The 17,878-nt window shown below is 70.9% G+C and carries 19 protein-coding genes; 11 read left to right on the top strand and 8 right to left on the bottom strand.

Features of this window, described 5'->3' with window-relative positions; translation table 11 throughout:
- The first annotated feature begins 43 nt into the window (after positions 1–43).
- Positions 44–631, top strand: a complete 588-nt coding sequence (locus AB5J53_RS08805; protein ID WP_369245058.1) for a carboxymuconolactone decarboxylase family protein — start codon at positions 44–46, stop codon at positions 629–631.
- A gap of 4 nt (positions 632–635) precedes the next feature.
- On the opposite strand, the gene AB5J53_RS08800 is transcribed toward AB5J53_RS08805, so the two are convergent.
- Positions 636–1,511 carry an undecaprenyl-diphosphate phosphatase gene (locus tag AB5J53_RS08800; protein ID WP_369245057.1) on the bottom strand — a complete coding sequence of 292 codons (876 nt, stop codon included), beginning with the start codon at positions 1,509–1,511 and terminating at the stop codon, positions 636–638.
- Positions 1,512–1,927: 416 nt separating this feature from the next.
- Between AB5J53_RS08800 and AB5J53_RS08795 the strand changes: the two genes are divergently transcribed.
- The 3 genes from AB5J53_RS08795 to AB5J53_RS08785 are packed head-to-tail and all read left to right on the top strand — an operon-like array spanning position 1,928 to position 4,790.
- Positions 1,928–3,130, top strand: coding sequence for a Gfo/Idh/MocA family protein (locus tag AB5J53_RS08795; protein ID WP_369245056.1), 1,203 nt, complete (start codon positions 1,928–1,930; stop codon positions 3,128–3,130).
- Positions 3,127–4,068 carry a PmoA family protein gene (locus tag AB5J53_RS08790; protein ID WP_369245055.1) on the top strand — a complete coding sequence of 314 codons (942 nt, stop codon included), beginning with the start codon at positions 3,127–3,129 and terminating at the stop codon, positions 4,066–4,068. The genes AB5J53_RS08795 and AB5J53_RS08790 overlap by 4 nt, the downstream gene beginning before the upstream one ends.
- 8 nt (positions 4,069–4,076) lie before the next feature.
- Positions 4,077–4,790 (top strand): cupin domain-containing protein, encoded by a 714-nt coding sequence (locus AB5J53_RS08785; protein WP_369252120.1) that lies wholly within the window; start codon positions 4,077–4,079, stop codon positions 4,788–4,790.
- A 39-nt stretch (positions 4,791–4,829) separates the two neighbouring features.
- On the opposite strand, the gene AB5J53_RS08780 is transcribed toward AB5J53_RS08785, so the two are convergent.
- Positions 4,830–5,291: a winged helix-turn-helix transcriptional regulator gene (locus AB5J53_RS08780; RefSeq protein ID WP_369245054.1), complete on the bottom strand. Its 462-nt coding sequence runs from the start codon at positions 5,289–5,291 to the stop codon at positions 4,830–4,832.
- A gap of 149 nt (positions 5,292–5,440) precedes the next feature.
- Between AB5J53_RS08780 and AB5J53_RS08775 the strand changes: the two genes are divergently transcribed.
- Complete coding sequence (locus tag AB5J53_RS08775; protein ID WP_369245053.1) at positions 5,441–6,610, top strand: acetyl-CoA C-acyltransferase; 1,170 nt, start codon at positions 5,441–5,443, stop codon at positions 6,608–6,610.
- A gap of 13 nt (positions 6,611–6,623) precedes the next feature.
- Here AB5J53_RS08775 and AB5J53_RS08770 read toward each other — a convergent pair whose 3' ends face one another.
- Positions 6,624–7,445, bottom strand: a complete 822-nt coding sequence (locus tag AB5J53_RS08770) for a TVP38/TMEM64 family protein (RefSeq protein ID WP_369245052.1) — start codon at positions 7,443–7,445, stop codon at positions 6,624–6,626.
- A 49-nt stretch (positions 7,446–7,494) separates the two neighbouring features.
- On the opposite strand from AB5J53_RS08770, the gene AB5J53_RS08765 reads away from it, so the two are divergent.
- The 5 genes from AB5J53_RS08765 (at position 7,495) to AB5J53_RS08745 (ending at position 11,647) form a co-directional block, all read left to right on the top strand.
- Positions 7,495–8,229, top strand: a complete 735-nt coding sequence (locus AB5J53_RS08765) for a DNA alkylation repair protein (protein ID WP_369245051.1) — start codon at positions 7,495–7,497, stop codon at positions 8,227–8,229.
- A 101-nt stretch (positions 8,230–8,330) separates the two neighbouring features.
- Complete coding sequence (locus AB5J53_RS08760; protein WP_369252955.1) at positions 8,331–8,462, top strand: hypothetical protein; 132 nt, start codon at positions 8,331–8,333, stop codon at positions 8,460–8,462.
- A 130-nt stretch (positions 8,463–8,592) separates the two neighbouring features.
- The gene (gene tuf, locus AB5J53_RS08755; RefSeq protein WP_369245050.1) at positions 8,593–9,762 is read left to right on the top strand and encodes an elongation factor Tu; all 1,170 of its coding nucleotides are present in this window, start codon (positions 8,593–8,595) and stop codon (positions 9,760–9,762) included.
- Positions 9,763–9,888: 126 nt separating this feature from the next.
- Entirely contained in the window at positions 9,889–10,731 is an 843-nt protein-coding gene (locus tag AB5J53_RS08750; protein WP_369245049.1) for a patatin-like phospholipase family protein, read from the top strand.
- A gap of 70 nt (positions 10,732–10,801) precedes the next feature.
- Positions 10,802–11,647 (top strand): spermidine synthase, encoded by an 846-nt coding sequence (locus tag AB5J53_RS08745; protein WP_369245048.1) that lies wholly within the window; start codon positions 10,802–10,804, stop codon positions 11,645–11,647.
- Here the strand turns inward: AB5J53_RS08745 and AB5J53_RS08740 are convergent.
- From AB5J53_RS08740 to AB5J53_RS08725, 4 genes are all read right to left on the bottom strand, one after another.
- The gene (locus AB5J53_RS08740; RefSeq protein ID WP_369245047.1) at positions 11,609–12,925 is read right to left on the bottom strand and encodes an MFS transporter; all 1,317 of its coding nucleotides are present in this window, start codon (positions 12,923–12,925) and stop codon (positions 11,609–11,611) included. The two genes, AB5J53_RS08745 and AB5J53_RS08740, sit on opposite strands and share 39 nt — an antisense overlap.
- 93 nt (positions 12,926–13,018) lie before the next feature.
- Entirely contained in the window at positions 13,019–14,053 is a 1,035-nt protein-coding gene (locus AB5J53_RS08735; RefSeq protein ID WP_369245046.1) for a hypothetical protein, read from the bottom strand.
- A 90-nt stretch (positions 14,054–14,143) separates the two neighbouring features.
- On the bottom strand, positions 14,144–15,178 hold the full coding sequence (locus AB5J53_RS08730; RefSeq protein WP_369245045.1) for a hypothetical protein: 1,035 nt from the start codon (positions 15,176–15,178) through the stop codon (positions 14,144–14,146).
- Between the two features lie 65 nt (positions 15,179–15,243).
- Positions 15,244–16,233, bottom strand: a complete 990-nt coding sequence (locus AB5J53_RS08725) for a hypothetical protein (protein WP_369245044.1) — start codon at positions 16,231–16,233, stop codon at positions 15,244–15,246.
- Between the two features lie 85 nt (positions 16,234–16,318).
- Here AB5J53_RS08725 and AB5J53_RS08720 point away from each other — a divergent pair, with 85 nt between their 5' ends.
- A complete protein-coding gene (locus AB5J53_RS08720) occupies positions 16,319–16,756 on the top strand; it encodes a DUF4442 domain-containing protein (protein ID WP_189184650.1) in 438 nt (145 codons plus the stop codon).
- A gap of 104 nt (positions 16,757–16,860) precedes the next feature.
- On the opposite strand, the gene AB5J53_RS08715 is transcribed toward AB5J53_RS08720, so the two are convergent.
- Positions 16,861–17,787 (bottom strand): SDR family oxidoreductase, encoded by a 927-nt coding sequence (locus AB5J53_RS08715; RefSeq protein WP_369245043.1) that lies wholly within the window; start codon positions 17,785–17,787, stop codon positions 16,861–16,863.
- Positions 17,788–17,878 lie beyond the last annotated feature (91 nt).

Here is a 17,878-nt window from a genome sequence, read left to right as displayed (position 1 = left end):
CTCACTCTTGCGCTTCGATTTCCGAAGCGCAAGGCTGAGGGACATGGAACAGCGCATCGACGGCGTCGCGCCGCCCTACGAGCCCGAGACCGACCGCGCGTTGCACCGGTGGATGCCGCCCGGCGTCGCGCATGAGCCCCTGATGCTGTTCAGGGTCCTGGAGCGCCACCCCGAACTGGCCTCGCGCATGCGGGCGTTGGGCGCGGGCCTCCTTGTGCACGGCCGACTGGGCGACGCCGACCGCGAGTTGGTGATCGCCCGCGTCACCGCCCGCTCCGGGTGCGCGTACGAGTGGGGCGTCCACATGGCGACGTACGCGGAGACGGCCGGTCTCACCCCGGAACAGGTCACCCTCACCGCGACCGGCGCACCCGAAGACCCGGCCTGGTCCCCCCGGCAGACAGCTCTGCTCCGCGCCGCCGACGAACTGCACGCCACCGCGCGCGTGAGCGACGCGGTGTGGAGCGGACTGCGCGAGCATCTCGACGAACAGGAGGTCCTGGAGCTGCTGGTCCTCGCGGGCTGGTACCGGACGATCGCGTACGTCGCCACCGGGGCGCGGATCGAGGAGGAACCCTGGGCGCTTGCCCTGCCCAGGACGGCAGAGGAGCCGGGGGCGCCTGGGGTGTGAGCCGTCAGCCCGACGACTCCGCCGCGTGCGGGCTCAGTCCGCCCGTCGCCACCAGCGCGATGATGACGATGCCGAGCGCGATCCGGTACCAGACGAACGGCATGAAGCTCTTGTGCGAGATGAACTTCATGAACCACGCGATGACGGCGTAGCCGACCGCGAACGCGATCACCGTGGCGAAGATCGTCGGGCCCCAGGAGATGTGCCCCTCCTCGGCGGCGTCCTTGAGCTCGAAGGTGCCGGAGGCGAGGACGGCCGGCATGGCGAGGAGGAAGGAGTAACGGGCCGCCGCCTCGCGGGTGTACCCCATGAACAGGCCGCCGCTGATGGTCGCGCCGGACCGGGAGACTCCGGGGACCAGTGCCATCGCCTGGCAGAGGCCGTACAGCAGGCCGTCCTTGGCGTTCAGGTCCTCAAGCGTCTTGCGCTGCTTGGCCGCCCGGTGCTTCCCGCCCGTCTCGTCGCGTGCCGCGAGCCGGTCGGCGATACCGATGACCACACCCATCACGATCAGCATCGTCGCGGTGACCCGAAGATCGCGGAAGGGCCCCTCGATCTGGTCCTTGAGCGTCACCCCGAGCACACCGATCGGTATGGAGCCGACGATCACCAGCCACCCCATCTGCGCGTCGTGGTCCCGTCGCATCGCCTTGTTCGTGAGGGAGCGGAACCATGCCGCGAGAATCCGTCCCACGTCCTTGCGGAAGTAGATCAGGACCGCGGCCTCCGTGCCGAGCTGGGTGATCGCGGTGAAGGCCGCGCCCGGGTCGTCCCAGCTCGCGAACGCCGCGGTCAGACGCAGATGGGCGCTGGAGGAGACGGGAAGGAACTCGGTCAGCCCCTGGACGAGTCCGAGGATGAGGGATTCAAACCAAGACATGAAGTTACGTGGTCCAAGTGCCGATGGTGGGAGGGGCGACGGGCACGCCGTGCCGCCGTTCGGGTGATCACGGGTGTCGAGGGCAGCGTAGCGTCCGTCTGTGACAGCCCGGCCACAGGGGTTTCGCAGCGGTACGCGGGCGGCCGTGCCCCGGTGCGCGCGGCAACCGTGCGCAGGGTGTGACCGAGGCCGCCATGCCCGGTGCGCGCGGCAACCGTGCGCAGGGTGTGAGCGAGGCCGCCATGCCCGGTGTGCACGCCACGCTGTCCATGGTGTGACCAAGGTGTTGACCGGCCGCTGGACCGCCGCATACGTTGCAGCAGGAGAGAAAGCGCTTGCTGCCGCCAGGTCCGCTCGGTGTCATCATGCGTTGGCCAACGTCTGACGTCACGTCCGATGGAGCGCTGATCACGTACATGAGCACAACCCGCACCGCAACCAGCCCCGAGACCTCCCCGAACCGCCCCGCGGCCGCGTTCGAGGGCCGCCGCATCCGGGCCGCCCTCATCGGTGCCGGCGCCATCGCGCGCGGGAGCCACTACCCGGCGCTGGCGCGGCTCGCCGAGGAGGGCGAGACGGAGATCGTCGCCGCGGTCGACATCGCCGAGGGCCCGGTCCGGGAGTTCTGCGCCGAGGCGGGCATCCCGCACGCGTACACCGATCTGGTCCGGATGCTCGAGGAGCAGCGGCCCGACCTGGTCGCCATCTGCACCCCGCCGACCCTGCATCGCGAGCAGACCGTCGCCGCGCTGCGCGCCGGCGCCTGGGTGTGGTGCGAGAAGCCGCCCGTCCCGACGCTGGCCGACTTCGACGCCGTCGAGGCGGAGGAGGGGAGGGACGGGGGCCCGTACGCGTCGATCGTCTTCCAGCACCGCTTCGGCTCGGGCGCCCGGCATGTGCGGCGTCTGATCGCCGAGAAGGCCATGGGCCGTCCGCTGGTCGCGCACTGCCAGACCACTTGGTACCGCAACGCCGGCTACTATGCCGTGCCCTGGCGCGGACGCTGGGCGACCGAGGGCGGCGGGCCCGCGATGGGGCACGGCATCCACCAGATGGACCTGCTGCTCGACCTGCTGGGGCCGTGGAGCGAGGTGCGGGCGATGGCGGGGCGCCTGGTGCACGAAGTGGAGACGGAGGACGTCTCGACCGCCCTCGTCCGCTTCGCGAGCGGCGCGATGGCCACCGTCGTCAACAGCGTCCTGAGCCCCGACGAGGTGAGCCGCATCCGCATCGACTGCGAACGCGCGACCGTCGAGCTCACGCACCTGTACGGGCACAGCAACGACAACTGGCGCATCACTCCGGCTCCGGATGTGCCGGACGCCGATGCCGCGGCCTGGCGGGACTTCGGCGCGGACGTTCCGAGTTCGCATCTCGCTCAGCTGCGGGAGCTGGTCGCGAGCATGCGCGCCGGGGAGCGGCCGCGCAGCAGCGGCGCCGACGGGCGGACCAGCCTGGAGCTGATCACCGCGCTCTACAAGTCCGCGTTCACGGACACGACCGTCCGCGCGGGGGAGATCGGCCCGGGGGATCCGTACTACGCGGCTCTGCACGGCGGCGCGCCCGGCTGGGCGCCTGTGGTTCCCGAGGTGTCCCTGGGCCAGGAGGTGCCGGCGTGACCACGTCCTCGGAGGGTGGCCTGCGCCTCATCCACACGCACGGGGAGCGCATCACCGTCAGTGAAGTCACCAGCGGCGTGGAGCTGTTGAGCTACGTCTACCGGCCCGAGGCCGCCTGGGAGTCCCCGAAGCCGTATCTCCATCCGCTCAGGACGCTGGCCGACAACGTCGTCACGGACTACCGGCCCAACGACCACCGCTGGCACAAGGGTCTCCAGATGACGGCCTCGCACCTCTCCGGCCAGAACCTGTGGGGCGGCAACACATACGTTCCCGGAAAGGGATATCTCGAACTCCCGGAGCGCGTCGGGTCGATGACGCACATCACGTTCGACGAGGTGGCCTCGGACGGTGGTCGTGCGGTCATCGCCGAGCGCCTCACGTGGCATCCGTACGACGGTGATCTGTGGGCGGACGAGGAGCGCCGCATCGAGGTGCACGACGTCGATCCCGGGGCGGGCTCCTGGGCGCTGACCTGGACCAGTGCGGTCACCAACCGCCGCGACGAGCCGCTGCGCTTCGGCAGTCCCACCACCGCCGGGCGGGAGATGGCGGGCTACACGGGCCTGTTCTGGCGCGGCCCGCGCTCCTTCCGGGACGGCCGGGTCATCGGGCCCGACTCCGAAGGACCCGAGCTGATGGGGCGCCAGGCGTCGTGGCTCGCGTACTCGGGGGAGCACGACGGCTGTGACGGCCACGCGACCCTCGTCTTCGCGCACGCCCCCGAGAACGACCACACCGGCTCCCGAGGCGCCCACCCGGCCCACTGGTTCGTCCGCAACGAACCCTTCGCCGCCGTCGCCCCGTCGCTCGCCTTCTTCGACGAACTGGAGCTCGCGCCCGGGGACACGCTCACCCGCCGCTACCGAGTGGTCGTCGCCGAGGGGGCCTGGGAGCGCGAGGAGGTCGCCAAGTACCTGGAGGAGCATCCCTGGTGAGCGCTGTGATCCCCGGCTTCACCGGACTCCCGGGAGCCGTCGCCGTCTCGCACCTCTGCGTCTACGACTGGCCCGCGGCTGACGGCGTGCGCGGCGGAACTCCCCATCTGCACCTGACCTGTTCGGAGGCGTACGTCGTCACCGGCGGGCGCGGATCAGTACAGACACTGACGGCGACGGGGTACGAGGTCACACCGCTCCTGCCCGGCACGGTCGCGTGGTTCACGCCCGGCACGATTCACCGGCTCGTCAACGAGGACGACCTGCGCATCACCGTCCTCATGCAGAACAACGGTCTCCCGGAGGCGGGCGACGCGGTCCTCACGCTGCCCCCGGAGTATCTGACCGACCCCGAGACCTACGCGGCCGCGACCGTCATCCCGGCGGACGCGACCGAGGAGGAGCAGGCGCAGGCCGCCCGGGCCCGGCGCGACCTCGCCCTGGAGGGCTACCGGACGCTGCGCGACGCGGACGGGCCCGAGCCGCTCGCCGCGTTCCACCGGGCCGCCGCCGCGCTGGTGCGGCCCCGCCTCGCGGAGTGGCGCGAGCGGTGGCGGCGCGGTGCCGAGGCTGCAGCCTCGGCCACGGGGGACCAGCTCGACCGCCTGGAGCGGGGCGACACGTCCCACCTCGGCGACGCCGTCGTACGGGCCGAGCAACCGTCCGCGTACGGCCGGTTCGGGATGTGCGGGCGACTCGACGTCTACACGGGGACCGTTTAGCGGACATCAGCCGCACTTCCGCCCGCCGCTTGTGGGGCCCTACGCCGCCGCGGGCCCCGTCACCGTCCAGCCCGGGGCCTGTGGGTGCGCCGTCAGGTCTTCCTGCCGCACCTCTTTGCCGCACTCGGCGCAGGCGACCTGCGGGACGAGTTCGTGGCCGCAGATGTGCTCGATCACCATGGGGCGGTCGCCGTCGGCGCGGAGGTGGCGGTCGCCCCACGCCATGAGCGTCATCAGGACCGGCACCAGTTCCAGACCGGCCCGGGTGGGCCGGTACTCGTAGCGCTTGGGGCGGTCGCTGTACTCGGCCTTTTCCAGTACGCCGGCGTCGACGAGCCGCTTGAGGCGAGCCGTCAGCACATCGCGCGGGGCGCCGATGTTGCGGACCAGCTGGTCGAACCGCGTGGCGCCCAAGGACACCTCACGCAGTACGAGCAGGGAGTACTTCTCGCCGACGAGAGCGAGGGTGTCGGCGATCGAGCAGGGTCGCGCGTCCTTCATGCCACCAGTCTAGGGGGTGGGTTGGTTTGTCCAACCCACTGAGCTACTCTCGAGTCACTTAGCGGGTTTGGAAAGCAAACTCATTGAGTTTGAAGAGCGAACTCACTCGGTCGCCGGTTCCCTGACCTCAGAGACTTGAGAGGAATCCCATGCGTGACGCCGTGATTGTCGAAGCCGTACGCACCCCCATCGGCAAGGGCAAGCCGAACGGCTCCCTCGCCCATGTCCACCCCGTGGAGCTCCTCGCCCACACGCTGCGCACCCTCGTCGAGCGCTCCGGGGTCGACCCGGCGCTGATCGACGATGTCATCGGCGGCACCGTCGACCAGGTCGGCGAGCAGGCCATGAACACCACCCGGTACGCCGTGCTCTCGGCGGGATTCCCCGACACGGTGCCCGCGACCACGGTGGACCGCCAGTGCGGCTCCTCGCAGCAGGCCGTGCACTTCGCCGCGCAGGGCGTCATGTCGGGCGCGTACGACATGGTCGTCGCCTGCGGTGTGGAGTCGATGAGCCGCGTCCCGATGTGGTCGAACGTGCCGGCGGGCAAGGACCCCTTCGGGCCCGGCGTCGCCGAGCGCTACCCCGAGGGCCTGGTGCCGCAGGGCATCAGCGCCGAACTCATCGCCGCCAAGTGGGGCATCTCGCGCGAGCAGATGGACACCTTCGCGGTCGGTTCGCATCAGAAGGCTGCCGCGGCCTGGGACAACGGCCTCTTCGACGCCGAGGTCGCGCCCCTGGAGGGAGTGACCCGTGACGAGTGCGTCCGGCCCGCCAGCACCACGGAGATACTCGGCGGGCTCAAGCCCGCCTACTACGACCCCACCTTCGGCGAACGCTTCCCGCAGATCGACTGGTCCGTCACGGCGGGCAACGCGAGCCCCATCAACGACGGCGCGTCGGCCGTGCTCATCACGTCCAGCGAGACCGCGGCCCGCCTCGGCCTGCGGCCCATCGCCCGGCTGCACAGCTTCGCCGTCACCGGCTCCGACCCGCTGCTCATGCTCACGGGCGTCATCCCGGCCACCGAGAAGGTGCTGCGCAAGGCGGGGCTGGCCCTCGGCGACATCGATCTCTTCGAGGTGAACGAGGCCTTCGCGGCCGTCGTCCTCGCCTGGCAGCAGGAGACGGGCGCCGACCTTTCCAAGGTCAATGTGCACGGTGGAGCGATCGCGATCGGTCACCCGCTCGGCGCGAGCGGAACCCGCCTGACGACCACCCTCGTCCACGCCATGCGGACCCGCGGAGCCCGCTACGCGCTGCAGACGATGTGCGAGGCGGGCGGACTCGCCAACGCGATGGTGCTGGAAGGGCTGTAAGCCCCGAGGGGGCCTACTGGTGACCGCGCAGGTGATGGCGCTTGCGCCAGGCCACCACCGCGCCGACCAGGGCCGGTACGGCGATGAAGCCCATCGCGATCAGGAAGGCGGGCGATGTCGGCGCCGAGGCCCGGGCGCCGGCGACGGCGTACGCGGCGGTGTTCGGGATCGAGCCGAGCGCCGTCGCGAGGAGGAAGGGCAGCCAGCCCATGCGAGAGACGGCCGCGCAGTAATTGGCGGCCCAGAACGGCACCCCGGGGAACAGCCGGGCCACCATCATCGAGCGGAAGCCGTGCCTGCTGAGCTGTCCGTCCGCCGCCTTCAGCCAGCGGTTGCGCAGCAGCGGGCGCAGCGCGTCCTGCCCGAGGAGCCGGCCGAGCCCGAAGGCGACACCGGCGCCGAGCACCGTCCCCACGAGCGCGGTGCCCAGGCCCAGTTGTGAGCCGAAGAGGGCGCCCGCCGCCAGATTGAGCAGCGGCCGGGGCACGAACGCGACCGTGCACAGCCCGTACGCCACGGCGAACGCGACGGCCGCCGCGGCACCCCCGAGCTGCGGCGGCCAGCCGTCGGCGAGCAGCCGCTGCGGTTCGAAGAGCAGCACGCTCGACGCGGCCGCCGCGAGCAGCACCAGGAGCAGGGAGAACCGAGACCAGGGCGAGAGCAGTGCTCTCGCGCAGCGGGCGGTCAGTCCGCTGCGTGCGGCGGTCAGGACTGCGGGTGCGGCGACCGCGAGCTCCGCGGCGACGGACATGTCCGTGGCGACGGCGAGCTCCGCGGCGGCGGCCTGGGGAGTGGCCGTGGCGGTGCCCCCAGAGCGGGTGGTGGCATCGAGCATCCGGCGACACTAACCGACCTGTGTGTGTGATCGCCGTATGGTTCGTCTCATGGGCGTCACAGCTTCCGGAACGTCAGGTGCCCGGTTCGAGGTGCCGAACAGCGCGCTCGCGGACACCGTGCTGAATCGGCTCACCGCCACGTACGCCGCGGCCGCCGATTCGGAACGGGCCGCGGCGATGCGCGCGTACATGAAGGACGTCGCGCCCTTCCTCGGGCTGACCACGCCCGAGCGCCGCGCCCTGTCGCGGACCGTCCTCCAGGACACCGCCCGACCCGACGAGGCCGACTGCACGGCGCTCGCGCTGCGCTGCTGGGAGCTGCCCGAGCGCGAGTACCACTACTTCGCCGTCGACTACTTGCGCCGCCATGTGAAGCGGCTGTCGTCGGGCTTCCTGCCGGTGGCGCGCCACCTCGTCGGCACGGTCCCCTGGTGGGACACCGTCGACGCACTCGCCTCCCACGTAGTGGGAGGCCTGGTGGCCGCCGATCCGAAGCTGAAGACCGACATGGACGCGTGGATCGAGGACGGCGACCTCTGGATCGCGCGTACTGCCCTGCTCCACCAGCTCCGCTACAAGGACGCCACCGACACGGAACGCCTCTTCGGGTACTGCGTCCGCCAGTCAGGCCACACCGATTTCTTCATCCGCAAGGCCATCGGCTGGTGTCTGCGCGAGTACGCGAAGACGGACCCGCAGGCGGTACGGGACTTCGTCGCCCGGGAGCGGGGGAGGCTCGCGCCGCTGTCCGTGCGCGAGGCGCTCAAGAACATCGGCCCCTGATCGGGCTCCCTGAGGCACCTGATCCGACTCCCTGAGGCACTTTTGGCACCCTGACGCACCGTCCGAAACACTCGACTCCCGGGCGCGGAAAACCATTCGACGTGGGCAGACGCATCGGCGAAGATCTCCTCATGTTCCGGTACGCCTTCCTCCTCGCAGCATCCGCGGTCGCGGATGCCCCGAAGGCTGCCGTCCCGATCATCGTGGCCGCCGTCGACGGCGCCCGAAGCTGACCCTTCCCGGATCGTCCGGCGGACCCCGCAGGGGGAGGGTCGGCAAGTCCTTGGGGTCCCCGTCCCGGCCCGTATGCGCCGGGGCCATCACTCAGTTCCGCTGACACTGAAGAGGCTTCGAGGTACAGCCATGCCCAAGACGGCTTACGTGCGCACCAAACCGCACCTGAACATCGGCACGATGGGTCACGTCGACCACGGCAAGACCACCCTGACCGCCGCCATCACCAAGGTTCTCGCCGAGCGCGGCTCCGGCACGTTCGTTCCGTTCGACCGGATCGACCGGGCGCCGGAGGAGGCCGCGCGCGGCATCACCATCAACATCGCGCATGTCGAGTACGAGACCGACACCCGGCACTACGCGCACGTGGACATGCCGGGCCATGCCGACTACGTCAAGAACATGGTCACGGGCGCGGCCCAGCTCGACGGGGCGATCCTCGTCGTCTCGGCGCTCGACGGGATCATGCCGCAGACCGCCGAACACGTGCTGCTCGCCCGGCAGGTGGGCGTCGACCACATCGTCGTCGCCCTCAACAAGGCCGACGCGGGCGACGAGGAGCTCACCGACCTCGTGGAGCTGGAGGTCCGCGAACTGCTCTCCGCGCACGGCTACGGGGGCGATGCCGTACCGGTCGTACGGGTGTCCGGTCTCAAGGCCCTTGAGGGGGACCCCCGTTGGACGGCGGCGATCGACGCGCTGCTCGACGCGGTGGACACGTATGTGCCGATGCCCGAGCGGTATCTCGACGCGCCGTTCCTGTTGCCGGTCGAGAACGTGCTCACGATCACGGGGCGCGGCACGGTCGTCACCGGTGCCGTGGAGCGCGGCACGATCCGGGTCGGCGACCGCGTAGAAGTGCTCGGCGCCGCCGTCGACACGGTGGTCACCGGTCTGGAGACCTTCGGCAAGCCCATGGAGGAGGCGCAGGCCGGGGACAACGTGGCGCTGCTGTTGCGTGGAGTTCCGCGCGACGCGGTCCGACGCGGGCACATCGTCGCCGCGCCCGGCAGCGTGGTACCCAGCCGTCGTTTCGCGGCGCAGGTGTACGTCCTGTCGACGCGTGAGGGCGGGCGCACGACACCCGTCTCCACCGGGTACCGGCCACAGTTCTACATCCGCACCGCGGACGTGGTCGGCGACGTCGACCTCGGTGAGACGGCGGTCGCCCGGCCCGGCGACACCGTCACGATGACGGTGGAGCTCGGACGCGAGGTGCCGCTGGAGCCCGGCCTGGGCTTCGCGATCCGCGAGGGCGGCCGGACGGTCGGCGCGGGGACGGTCACCTCGGTCGGCTGAGGCTCGGCCGGCGGCCGGTCGCGCGACGCGGGTGCCCGCCCCGGAAGGGGCGGGCACCCGCTCGTCCGAATGTCGGTGCCGTGCGCGAGACTGATCGCAGACAGTGTCGTGGAGAGGCGGGAAGCCATGGCGGGCAAGGCACTTGTGCTCGGCGGCGGAGGCAGCAGCGGGATCGGCTGGCTGTCGGGAATGCTGTACGGGCTCGGGGAGAGCGGCGTGGACCTTTCCGACGCCGACGTGGTGATCGGTACGTCCGCCGGTTCGACCGTCGGCGCCCAGCTCACCTCGGGCAAGCTGACGCTGGAAGAGCTCTACGAGCGTCAACTCGCCGCGCCCACGAGCGAGATCGCCGGACGGCTGGGGACGGCGAAGATCCTCCACTTCGCCTGGGCGACGCTGACGTCGCGCACACCCGAGGCGTACGGCCGAAAGATCGGGCGGATGGCACTCGGCGCGGACACCCCGTCCGAGGCCAAGCGCCGCGCGGCGATCGAGAGCCGGCTCGTCTCGCCCGAGTGGCCCGACCGCCCACTGCGGATGCCCGCCGTCGACACGGCGACCGGGGAGCTGCGGGTCTTCGACAGGGACAGTGGTGTCCCCCTCGTGGACGCCATGGCCGCGAGCTGCGCCGTGCCGGGTGTCTGGCCGCCGGTCACCATCGAGGGCCGCCGCTGGACCGACGGTGGTGTCCACTCCCCGGCCAACGCGCACCTCGCCGCCGGATACGAGCGCGTGGTCGTCCTCGCCCCCATCGCGTCCGGCGGCGGCCCCCTCCTCTCAGCCGCCGAGCAGGGCCGCAGGCTCACCGAGGACGGTGCCCGGGTCGCGGTCATCACACCGGACCGCACCGCCAAGCAGTCCTTCGGACGCAACCCGCTGGACCCCTCGGTCAGGGCGGCCGCGGCCCGCGCCGGGCGGAAACAGGCCGCGATACACGCGGCGGAAGCCGCCGAGGTGTGGCAGGGCTGAAACGGGGGTCGTCGCTGGGACGGGGGCGAGGGCCCAGCCGCCCCGGGAGGTATGACGGCACAATGGACCCGTGGACGAGCCGATACCCGTGACACGGGCCGTGGATCACGGGACCGCCAAGCTGATGCCGGACGTCGACCGGAAGCGGGCGTGGCTGCTGACGGTGGACGGGGCGCCCCAGTCGTACGTCGATCTGGACGCGCCGACGCATCTGGAGTTCGAGTACGCGCGACGGCTCGGGCATGTGCTGGACACGGTGGTGGAACCGGGGGCCGCCCTGGACGTGCTGCACCTCGGCGGAGGGGCGCTCACCCTGCCCCGCTACGTCGCCGCGACCCGGCCGGGTTCGCGGCAGGACGTGGTGGAGGCCGACCGCGGTCTGCTGTCCCTGATCGGCGAGCATCTGCCCGTGCCCGACGACGTGGGCATCGCCCTGCACGGCGCGGACGCCCGTGCCTGGCTCGAAGCGGCCCCGCCGGACTCCGCCGACATCGTGATCGCGGACGTCTTCGGCGGCTCACGGGTACCGGCGCACTTGACCTCCACCGCGTACGCGCGCGCCGCCGAGCGGGTGCTGCGCGCCGACGGCGTCTACCTCGCCAACCTCGCCGACGCGGCGCCCTTCGCCTTCCTCTGCTCCCAACTCGCCACGTTCTCGACGGTGTTCGAGGAGCTGGCCCTCATCGCCGAACCGGGCGTCCTGCGCGGCCGCCGCTTCGGCAACGCGGTGCTCGTGGCGTCCCACCGCCCGCTCGACACGGCCACCCTCGCCCGCCGCACCGCCTCCGACGCCTTCCCCGCACGTGTCGAACACGGCCCCGCGCTGCGGGAGTTCATCGGCGCCACCGAACCCGTACGCGACGAGAACGCGGTGCCTTCACCCGAGCCGCCCGACGGAGCCTTCAGCATCGGCTGATCCATTCACGACCTCCAGCACCGGCGTCCCCTGAGCCACCGGCTTGGTCCGCCGCGTCAGATTCCGAACGTCCGGCACGCACAGCACCGCCGCCGTGACCACCACGACCAGCGTCGCGCAGCCCCACAGCGCGGTCGTACGACCGAAGGCCTGCTCCGCCGGACCCGCCAGAGCCGTGGCGAGCGGCACCATCGCGATCGAGCCGAACCAGTCGTAGGCCGAGACACGCGAGAGCTTGTCCTCGGGGATTTCCTGATGGAGCGCGGTCATCCACGAAACCCCGAACACCTCGATCGCCAGGCCGCTGACGAACATCACGGCGCACAGCGGACCCACCGGTACCGGCACCGCGAGGGCGGCTGCCGGGGCGGCGAGTGGGAAGACGCAGAGGGTGCCGGCGAGCAGGAGGCGGCGCGGCTTCCAGCGGGTCATCAGCAGCGCGCCACCGACGGTTCCGGCGCCGAACGCGCCGAGGGCCAGCCCCCATGGCCCCGGCCCGCCGAGGCTGTCGCGGGCGACCAGCGGACCGTAGACGGCGTCGGCGGCGCCGACGACCGCGACCACGACGGAGAACTGCGCGACGATCGTCCACAGCCAGGGCCGCCCGATGAACTCGCGCCAGCCGTCGCGCAGATCGGCGAGCAGGCCGCCGCCGGGCTCGCGCGGCGGAATGTGGCCGACGTCGAGGAACGAACGCAGCGCCCCGGCGACCGCGAACGCCACCGCGTCCACGGCGAGAACCCAGCCGGGCCCCATCACGGCCACCAGCGCCCCGCCGAGGGCCGCGCCGCCGAGGCCCGCCCCCTGCATCGCCATGCGGAACATCGCGAAGGCGCGGCTCGCCTGTTCGCCGCCGACCGAGGACATCAGCATGCCCTCGGCCGCCGGGTTGAAGAACGCCTGTCCCGTGCCGCCGAGCGCGGACAGCAGCATCATCTGCCACAGCTGCGCCTGACCGGCGATGACCAGGGCCGCGAACACCGCCTGTGACACGCAGTTGAGGGCATTGGCCGCGACCATCACACGATGCCGCGGCAGCCGGTCCGCGACCGCGCCGCCGATGAGCAGGAAGAGCACCAGCGGCAGCGTCCGCGCCGCCGCGACCAGGCCGACGTCGCCCCCCTCGCCGCCCGCGTCCAGCACCGCGAACGCCGCGGCGATCAGCGCGCCCTGGCTGCCCAGGTTGGTGACGACCGCGGCGGCGGTCAGCAGGGTGTAGTTCCGGCCCGCCCAGGAAGGGCGGCGCGGGCGTCGGGGGGAGTCGGCGGCAGAGGTCACCGGGCGACTATCGCCGCCCGAGCCTCGACTTGCCAAACCATGTGCATGAGTACCGGGCACAGCCCAGGAGCCACCTGAGCTGCGGTGCGCGGCTCAGGACGCCGTCGGATCACCGTGCAGGCGTACCGTGCTGAGGATCTTCTGCACGGTCGTGTCCGAGACCTCCTCGGACACGCCCTTGGCGCCGTAGAACGTCCAGGAGACGATGTCGCCCGCCGAGTTCTTGAAGGCGAACGTGGTCGCCTTGCCGTCGGAGTCGCACTTGCCCTTCTTGGGGACACCGGTCGAGTACGTCGTCGCGACACTGCCCTTGACGCCCGACGTCGTCGTGTACGGCTTGGGCTTGCCGATGGTGAGCAGCTTCTTGGAGGCGTCCTTCTGGTCGGTGTAGCCGCCGAAGACCCACCACGCCGCGTCGTTGCGCGCGGGGTCGTCGGTGTTCTTGGCGCCGCTCTGACCCTTGGTGCCCGCGGCGGCCAGCGCCGTGTCGTTCTCGTACCCGTCCTTGTTGTCGTCGGACGTGCACCATTTTTCCTTGAGGAAGGCGGGCGCGGACATGCCGATCAGTGAGGAGCCGTCGCCCTTCTTCTCGTCCTCGAAGCCGATGAAGGTCCCGGGAGTCTTGACCTCCCAGTCCGCGGGCACGTCGAAGGCGGTGCCCCACTTCGGGTTCACCACGACCTTCCAGCCCGCGATCGTCGCCTTCTCCTCGTCGCCGCCCCGCGGGTTGTCGTCACCGCCGCTCGCGCTCGGCGACGTGGAGGCGGACGCCTTGGGGGACTTGGACGGGTCGCCGCCCGCGTTGTCGTCCTTGCCGCCGCCCAGGACGAGGAAGCCGGTGACCCCGGCCGCGATCACGACGGCCGAGGCCGCGACGATCGCCGTGATCCTGGTCTTGTTTCCGCCACCGCCGCCCCCAGGGACTTGCGGCGCGCCGAGGGGCTCTGGCGGAGCCCCCCACTGCTGCTGCCCGTACGGGTTGGGCTGCTGATATCCCGACTGCTGGGCGCCGGTCTGCTGAAATCCGGGCTGCTGGTACGGATTCGGCTGCTGGTACCCCGGCTGCTGATACGGGTTCTGGTCCTGCGGGTTCTGCTCGCCCCCGGGCGGCTGCTGTCCTGGCCACATGGCCGGTAACGATAGAGGGGCCCGGGACCCGAGTGCCACGGCGGTCCGCAAAAGGGCCGGGCACCCGGGCAGTTGGCTCAGGACGTCGGCTCAGGACTCCGTCGGATCGCCGTGCAGCCGTACGGTGCTGAGGATCTTCAGGATGGTGGCGTCGGGGATCTCTTGATCCACGCCGGTGGCTCCGTAGAGGTTCCACGCCACGTAGTCGCCCGCGGAGTTCTTGAACCCGAACGTGATGGCCTTGCCGTCGCTCGCGCACTTCCCCTTCTGGGGCGTGTTCTTGGACCTGGCCCAGGCGATGCTGCCCTCGACGCCCGACTTCGTCGTGTACGGCTTGGCCTTCTTGTCGAAGGTGATGCTCTTCTTGTCCGGCTGCGTGTATCCGCCGTAGACCCACCAGGGCACCTGGTTCACGGCGACCTCGTCGGTGTTCTTGGCACCGCTCGCGCCCTTGGTGCCCGCGGCGCCGAGGGCGGTGTCATCCGTACGGCCGTCCTTGTCGTCGTCGGACGAGCACCACTTGGACTTGAAGTACGCGGGCGCCGACATCACGATGATGGGCTTGTCGCCCGCCTTGGCGTTGTGCTTCTCGAAGCCGATCGACGTGCCCGGCGACTCGACCTCCCAGTCCGCGGGCACGTCGAAGGCGGTGCCCCACTTGGGATTGACGACGACCTTCCAGCCGGCGATGGTCGGCTTCTCCTCGTCGCCGCCCCGCGGGTTGTCGTCCGAGGCCGACGCGCTCGGGTCGTGCGAGGGGCTGACCGACGGCTTCGAGTCCTTGCCACCGTCGGCCTTGTCGTCCTTGTCGCCGCCGAGGACGAGGAAGCCGGTCACACCGGCGGCCACGACCACGGCCGTGGCCGCCACGATCGCGATGACCTTCGTCCGGTTCCCGCCGCCGCTCGGGGGTTCGGGCGCCCCCGCGGGAGAGGGAGTGCCCCACTGCCCCTGCGCGGGCTGTTGCCCGTACACGTTGGGCTGCTGGTACCCCGGCTGCTGATAACCGGTCTGCTGATATCCGGGCTGCTGGTACGGATTCGGCTGCTGGTACCCCGGCTGCTGATACGGGTTCTGGTCCTGCGGGTTCTGCTCGCCCCCGGGCGGCTGCTCTCCTGGCCACATGGGCAGTAACCCTAGTGCCGCCTGTGACACGTTTCGGTCACCGCGATTCGTCAGGCATGTACCGGTCAGGAGTCAGACGGGACCTTGTAGAGCCGTACGGTGGCGACGATTTTCCGGACCGTCGCGTCCGGTACCTCCTCGGACACCCCCTTGGCGCCGAAGAACTCCCACGACACGATGTCGCCCGAAGGGTCCTTGAAGGAGAAGACGGTGGCCTTCCCGTCGGTGGCGCACTTTTTCGATTTCTTCACACCCGACGACGAGGCGGTGGCCAGGCTGCCCTTGATCCCGGATTTCGTCGTGTACGACTCCACCGCACCTGGCGTGACGAGTTTCTTGTCGGGCTGGGTGTAGGCGCCGTAGACCCAGGTGGCCGCGTCGTCGCGGGCGGCCTCCTCGGGGCTCTTCGCACCGTTGTTGCGCTTGGTTCCGGCGCCGGCGAGCATCGTGTAATCCTTGGTGCCGTTCTTGTCCTCGTCGGAGCCGCACCAGTTCTCCTTGAGGAGGGCCGGGGCCGCGACACCGACGAGGGGCGTGTCCTTGGGGTCGTCGTCCTGCGAGACGTACGTGACCCAACTGGTCGACTTCAGGCCCCACTCGGCGGGTACGTCGAAGGCGATGCCGCGCTTGGGGTTCGCCACGGCCTTCCAGCCGGCGACGGTCGGCATCTCGGCATCGTCGGTGCCCCGCGGATCGCTCGCCGGACTCGACTGCCGGGACGGGGACTTGGTCGGCTCGGGGTCGGCCTTGTCGTCCTTGCCGCCGCCGAGCAGGACGAATCCGGTCACTCCGGCGGCGATCACGACGGCCGTTGCCGCGACGATCGCGATGACCTTCGTCCTGTTGCCGTCGCCGCCCGTCGGCGGTGGTGCCGCAGGGCCCGCCGTGACCGTCGGGGCGTTCCATGGTCCCGGTGCCTGCTGATACGGGTTGGGCTGCTGATATCCCGGCTGCTGGTACGGATTCGGCTGCCCGCCTCCCGTGTGCGGCTGCCCGCTGCCGACGTTCTGCTGCGAATTCCGCGCGCCCCCTGGCGGCTGCTCTCCTGGCCACATGCGGCGTAACGATACGGCGATCATCGGCGGGAGCTGGTCAAGAATTGCTACTCACGGGTAACATGGTGGCATGAGCGCAGACCAGATGACGATCGGCGAGATGCTCGCCGCCACCGTGCCGATGGCCCGGACCCTGAACCTCGAGTTCGTGGAGACCAGTCCGGAGAAGGCGGTGGTGGCGCTGCCGGACCAGAGCGACTACCACAACCATGTCGGCGGGCCGCACGCCGGAGCGATGTTCACGCTGGGGGAGTCGGCGAGCGGGGCGATCGTCCTCGCCGCGTTCGGGGAGCAGTTGTCGCGCGCCGTGCCCCTCGCGGTCAGCGCCGAAATCTCCTACAAGAAGCTCGCGATGGGACCCGTCACGGCCACCGCGACGCTCGGCCGGCCCGCCGCCGACGTCGTCGCCGAACTCGACGCCGGGCAGCGCCCCGAGTTCCCCGTCGCCATCGCCATCCAGCGCGGTGACGGAGCTGTGACCGGCGAGATGACGGTGGTCTGGACGCTCCGCCCGAACGGCTGAGCCACGCGCCGTACGCAGGGCCTTGATCGGGTCGTACGACCTGGTCGAGGCCCTTGGCCGTTCATGCGGGGCTGCCCCGGCCCCGCTGTTCGCGACGCGTCTCCTCAGGCGGCCGTCGCGGGAAGGGCGACGCCGGTGAGGCGTTCGGCCTCCGTCCACAGGCGGGCGTTGGTCGCCGGGTCGAGAGCCCTGCGCGTGATGCGGGCCGTGGTCGTCGGACCCACCAGGCCGAAGCGGCCGCCCGGACCGTAGTAGCCGCCCGCCAGGGCGTCGGGGCTGGTCGCCGCGTACAGAAGCGGTTCGGTGCCCTGCTCGACCTGCTGCTTGGGCAGGAAGCCGAGCGCGTTGAGCAGCGACCGCTTCGGCTTGTCGCGCCCGAGGCTCGCGCCCGCGGTCTGCAGGTTGGTGACGGTGTAGCCGGGGTGGGCGCCGGTGCTCAGCAGCTTCCAGCCGCGCTCGGCGGCGATGACGGCGAGCTGCCGGGTCAGGATCAGGTCGGCCAGCTTGGACTGGGCGTAGGACATGTTCGGGCTGTAGCGGCGGCTCTCCCATTGCATGTCCCGGAAGTCGATCCGGCCGTAGTTGGCGGTGCCGCTGCTCATGGTCGCCACGCGCGGAGCCTCGGCGGCCAGCAGCGCCGGCAGCAGGCGGAGGGTCAGGGCGAACGGGCCCAGGAAGTTGCTGCCCATCTGCAGCTCGAAGCCGTCGGCGGTGGTCATGCGGGTGGGCGGAGCCATCACGCCCGCGTTGTTGACCAGCAGGTCCAGCGGGGTGTGGTCGGCGAGGATCCCGTCGGCGAGCTCCTGGACCGAGGCGAGGTCGGCCAGGTCGACGCGGCGCACTTCGAGCCGGGCCTGCGGGTGGCGGCCCAGGATCTCGGTGCGGGCCTGCTCGCCCTTGGCGACCGTACGGACGGCCATGATCACGTGCGCTCCGGCGGCGGCGAGCCGGCGGGTGGCCTCCTTGCCGGTGCCGCTGTTGGCGCCCGTGACGACGACGAGCTTTCCGGTCTGGTCGGGAACGGTGTACATGGGGGACTCCTCGAGATTTAACAGACCGTCGGTCTGCTGTATTTCGAAGGTAGCAGACCGCTGGTCTGATAACAACAGACCGGAGGTCTGT

Source organism: Streptomyces sp. R41, from assembly GCF_041053055.1.
GTDB lineage: Bacteria > Actinomycetota > Actinomycetes > Streptomycetales > Streptomycetaceae > Streptomyces.
This window is presented reverse-complemented; position numbering and strand designations above follow the sequence as displayed.

Excerpts from the sequence above, each read along its gene's own strand:
- AB5J53_RS08805 (WP_369245058.1), top strand. The coding sequence starts at position 44 with ATGGAACAGCGCATCGACGGCGTCGCGCCGCCCTACGAGCCCGAGACC.
- AB5J53_RS08800 (WP_369245057.1), bottom strand. The coding sequence starts at position 1,511 with ATGTCTTGGTTTGAATCCCTCATCCTCGGACTCGTCCAGGGGCTGACC.
- AB5J53_RS08795 (WP_369245056.1), top strand. The coding sequence starts at position 1,928 with ATGAGCACAACCCGCACCGCAACCAGCCCCGAGACCTCCCCGAACCGC.
- AB5J53_RS08780 (WP_369245054.1), bottom strand. The coding sequence starts at position 5,291 with ATGAAGGACGCGCGACCCTGCTCGATCGCCGACACCCTCGCTCTCGTC.
- AB5J53_RS08775 (WP_369245053.1), top strand. The coding sequence starts at position 5,441 with ATGCGTGACGCCGTGATTGTCGAAGCCGTACGCACCCCCATCGGCAAG.
- AB5J53_RS08770 (WP_369245052.1), bottom strand. The coding sequence starts at position 7,445 with ATGCTCGATGCCACCACCCGCTCTGGGGGCACCGCCACGGCCACTCCC.
- AB5J53_RS08765 (WP_369245051.1), top strand. The coding sequence starts at position 7,495 with ATGGGCGTCACAGCTTCCGGAACGTCAGGTGCCCGGTTCGAGGTGCCG.
- tuf (WP_369245050.1), top strand. The coding sequence starts at position 8,593 with ATGCCCAAGACGGCTTACGTGCGCACCAAACCGCACCTGAACATCGGC.
- AB5J53_RS08750 (WP_369245049.1), top strand. The coding sequence starts at position 9,889 with ATGGCGGGCAAGGCACTTGTGCTCGGCGGCGGAGGCAGCAGCGGGATC.
- AB5J53_RS08735 (WP_369245046.1), bottom strand. The coding sequence starts at position 14,053 with ATGTGGCCAGGACAGCAGCCGCCCGGGGGCGAGCAGAACCCGCAGGAC.
- AB5J53_RS08730 (WP_369245045.1), bottom strand. The coding sequence starts at position 15,178 with ATGTGGCCAGGAGAGCAGCCGCCCGGGGGCGAGCAGAACCCGCAGGAC.
- AB5J53_RS08725 (WP_369245044.1), bottom strand. The coding sequence starts at position 16,233 with ATGTGGCCAGGAGAGCAGCCGCCAGGGGGCGCGCGGAATTCGCAGCAG.
- AB5J53_RS08720 (WP_189184650.1), top strand. The coding sequence starts at position 16,319 with ATGACGATCGGCGAGATGCTCGCCGCCACCGTGCCGATGGCCCGGACC.
- AB5J53_RS08715 (WP_369245043.1), bottom strand. The coding sequence starts at position 17,787 with ATGTACACCGTTCCCGACCAGACCGGAAAGCTCGTCGTCGTCACGGGC.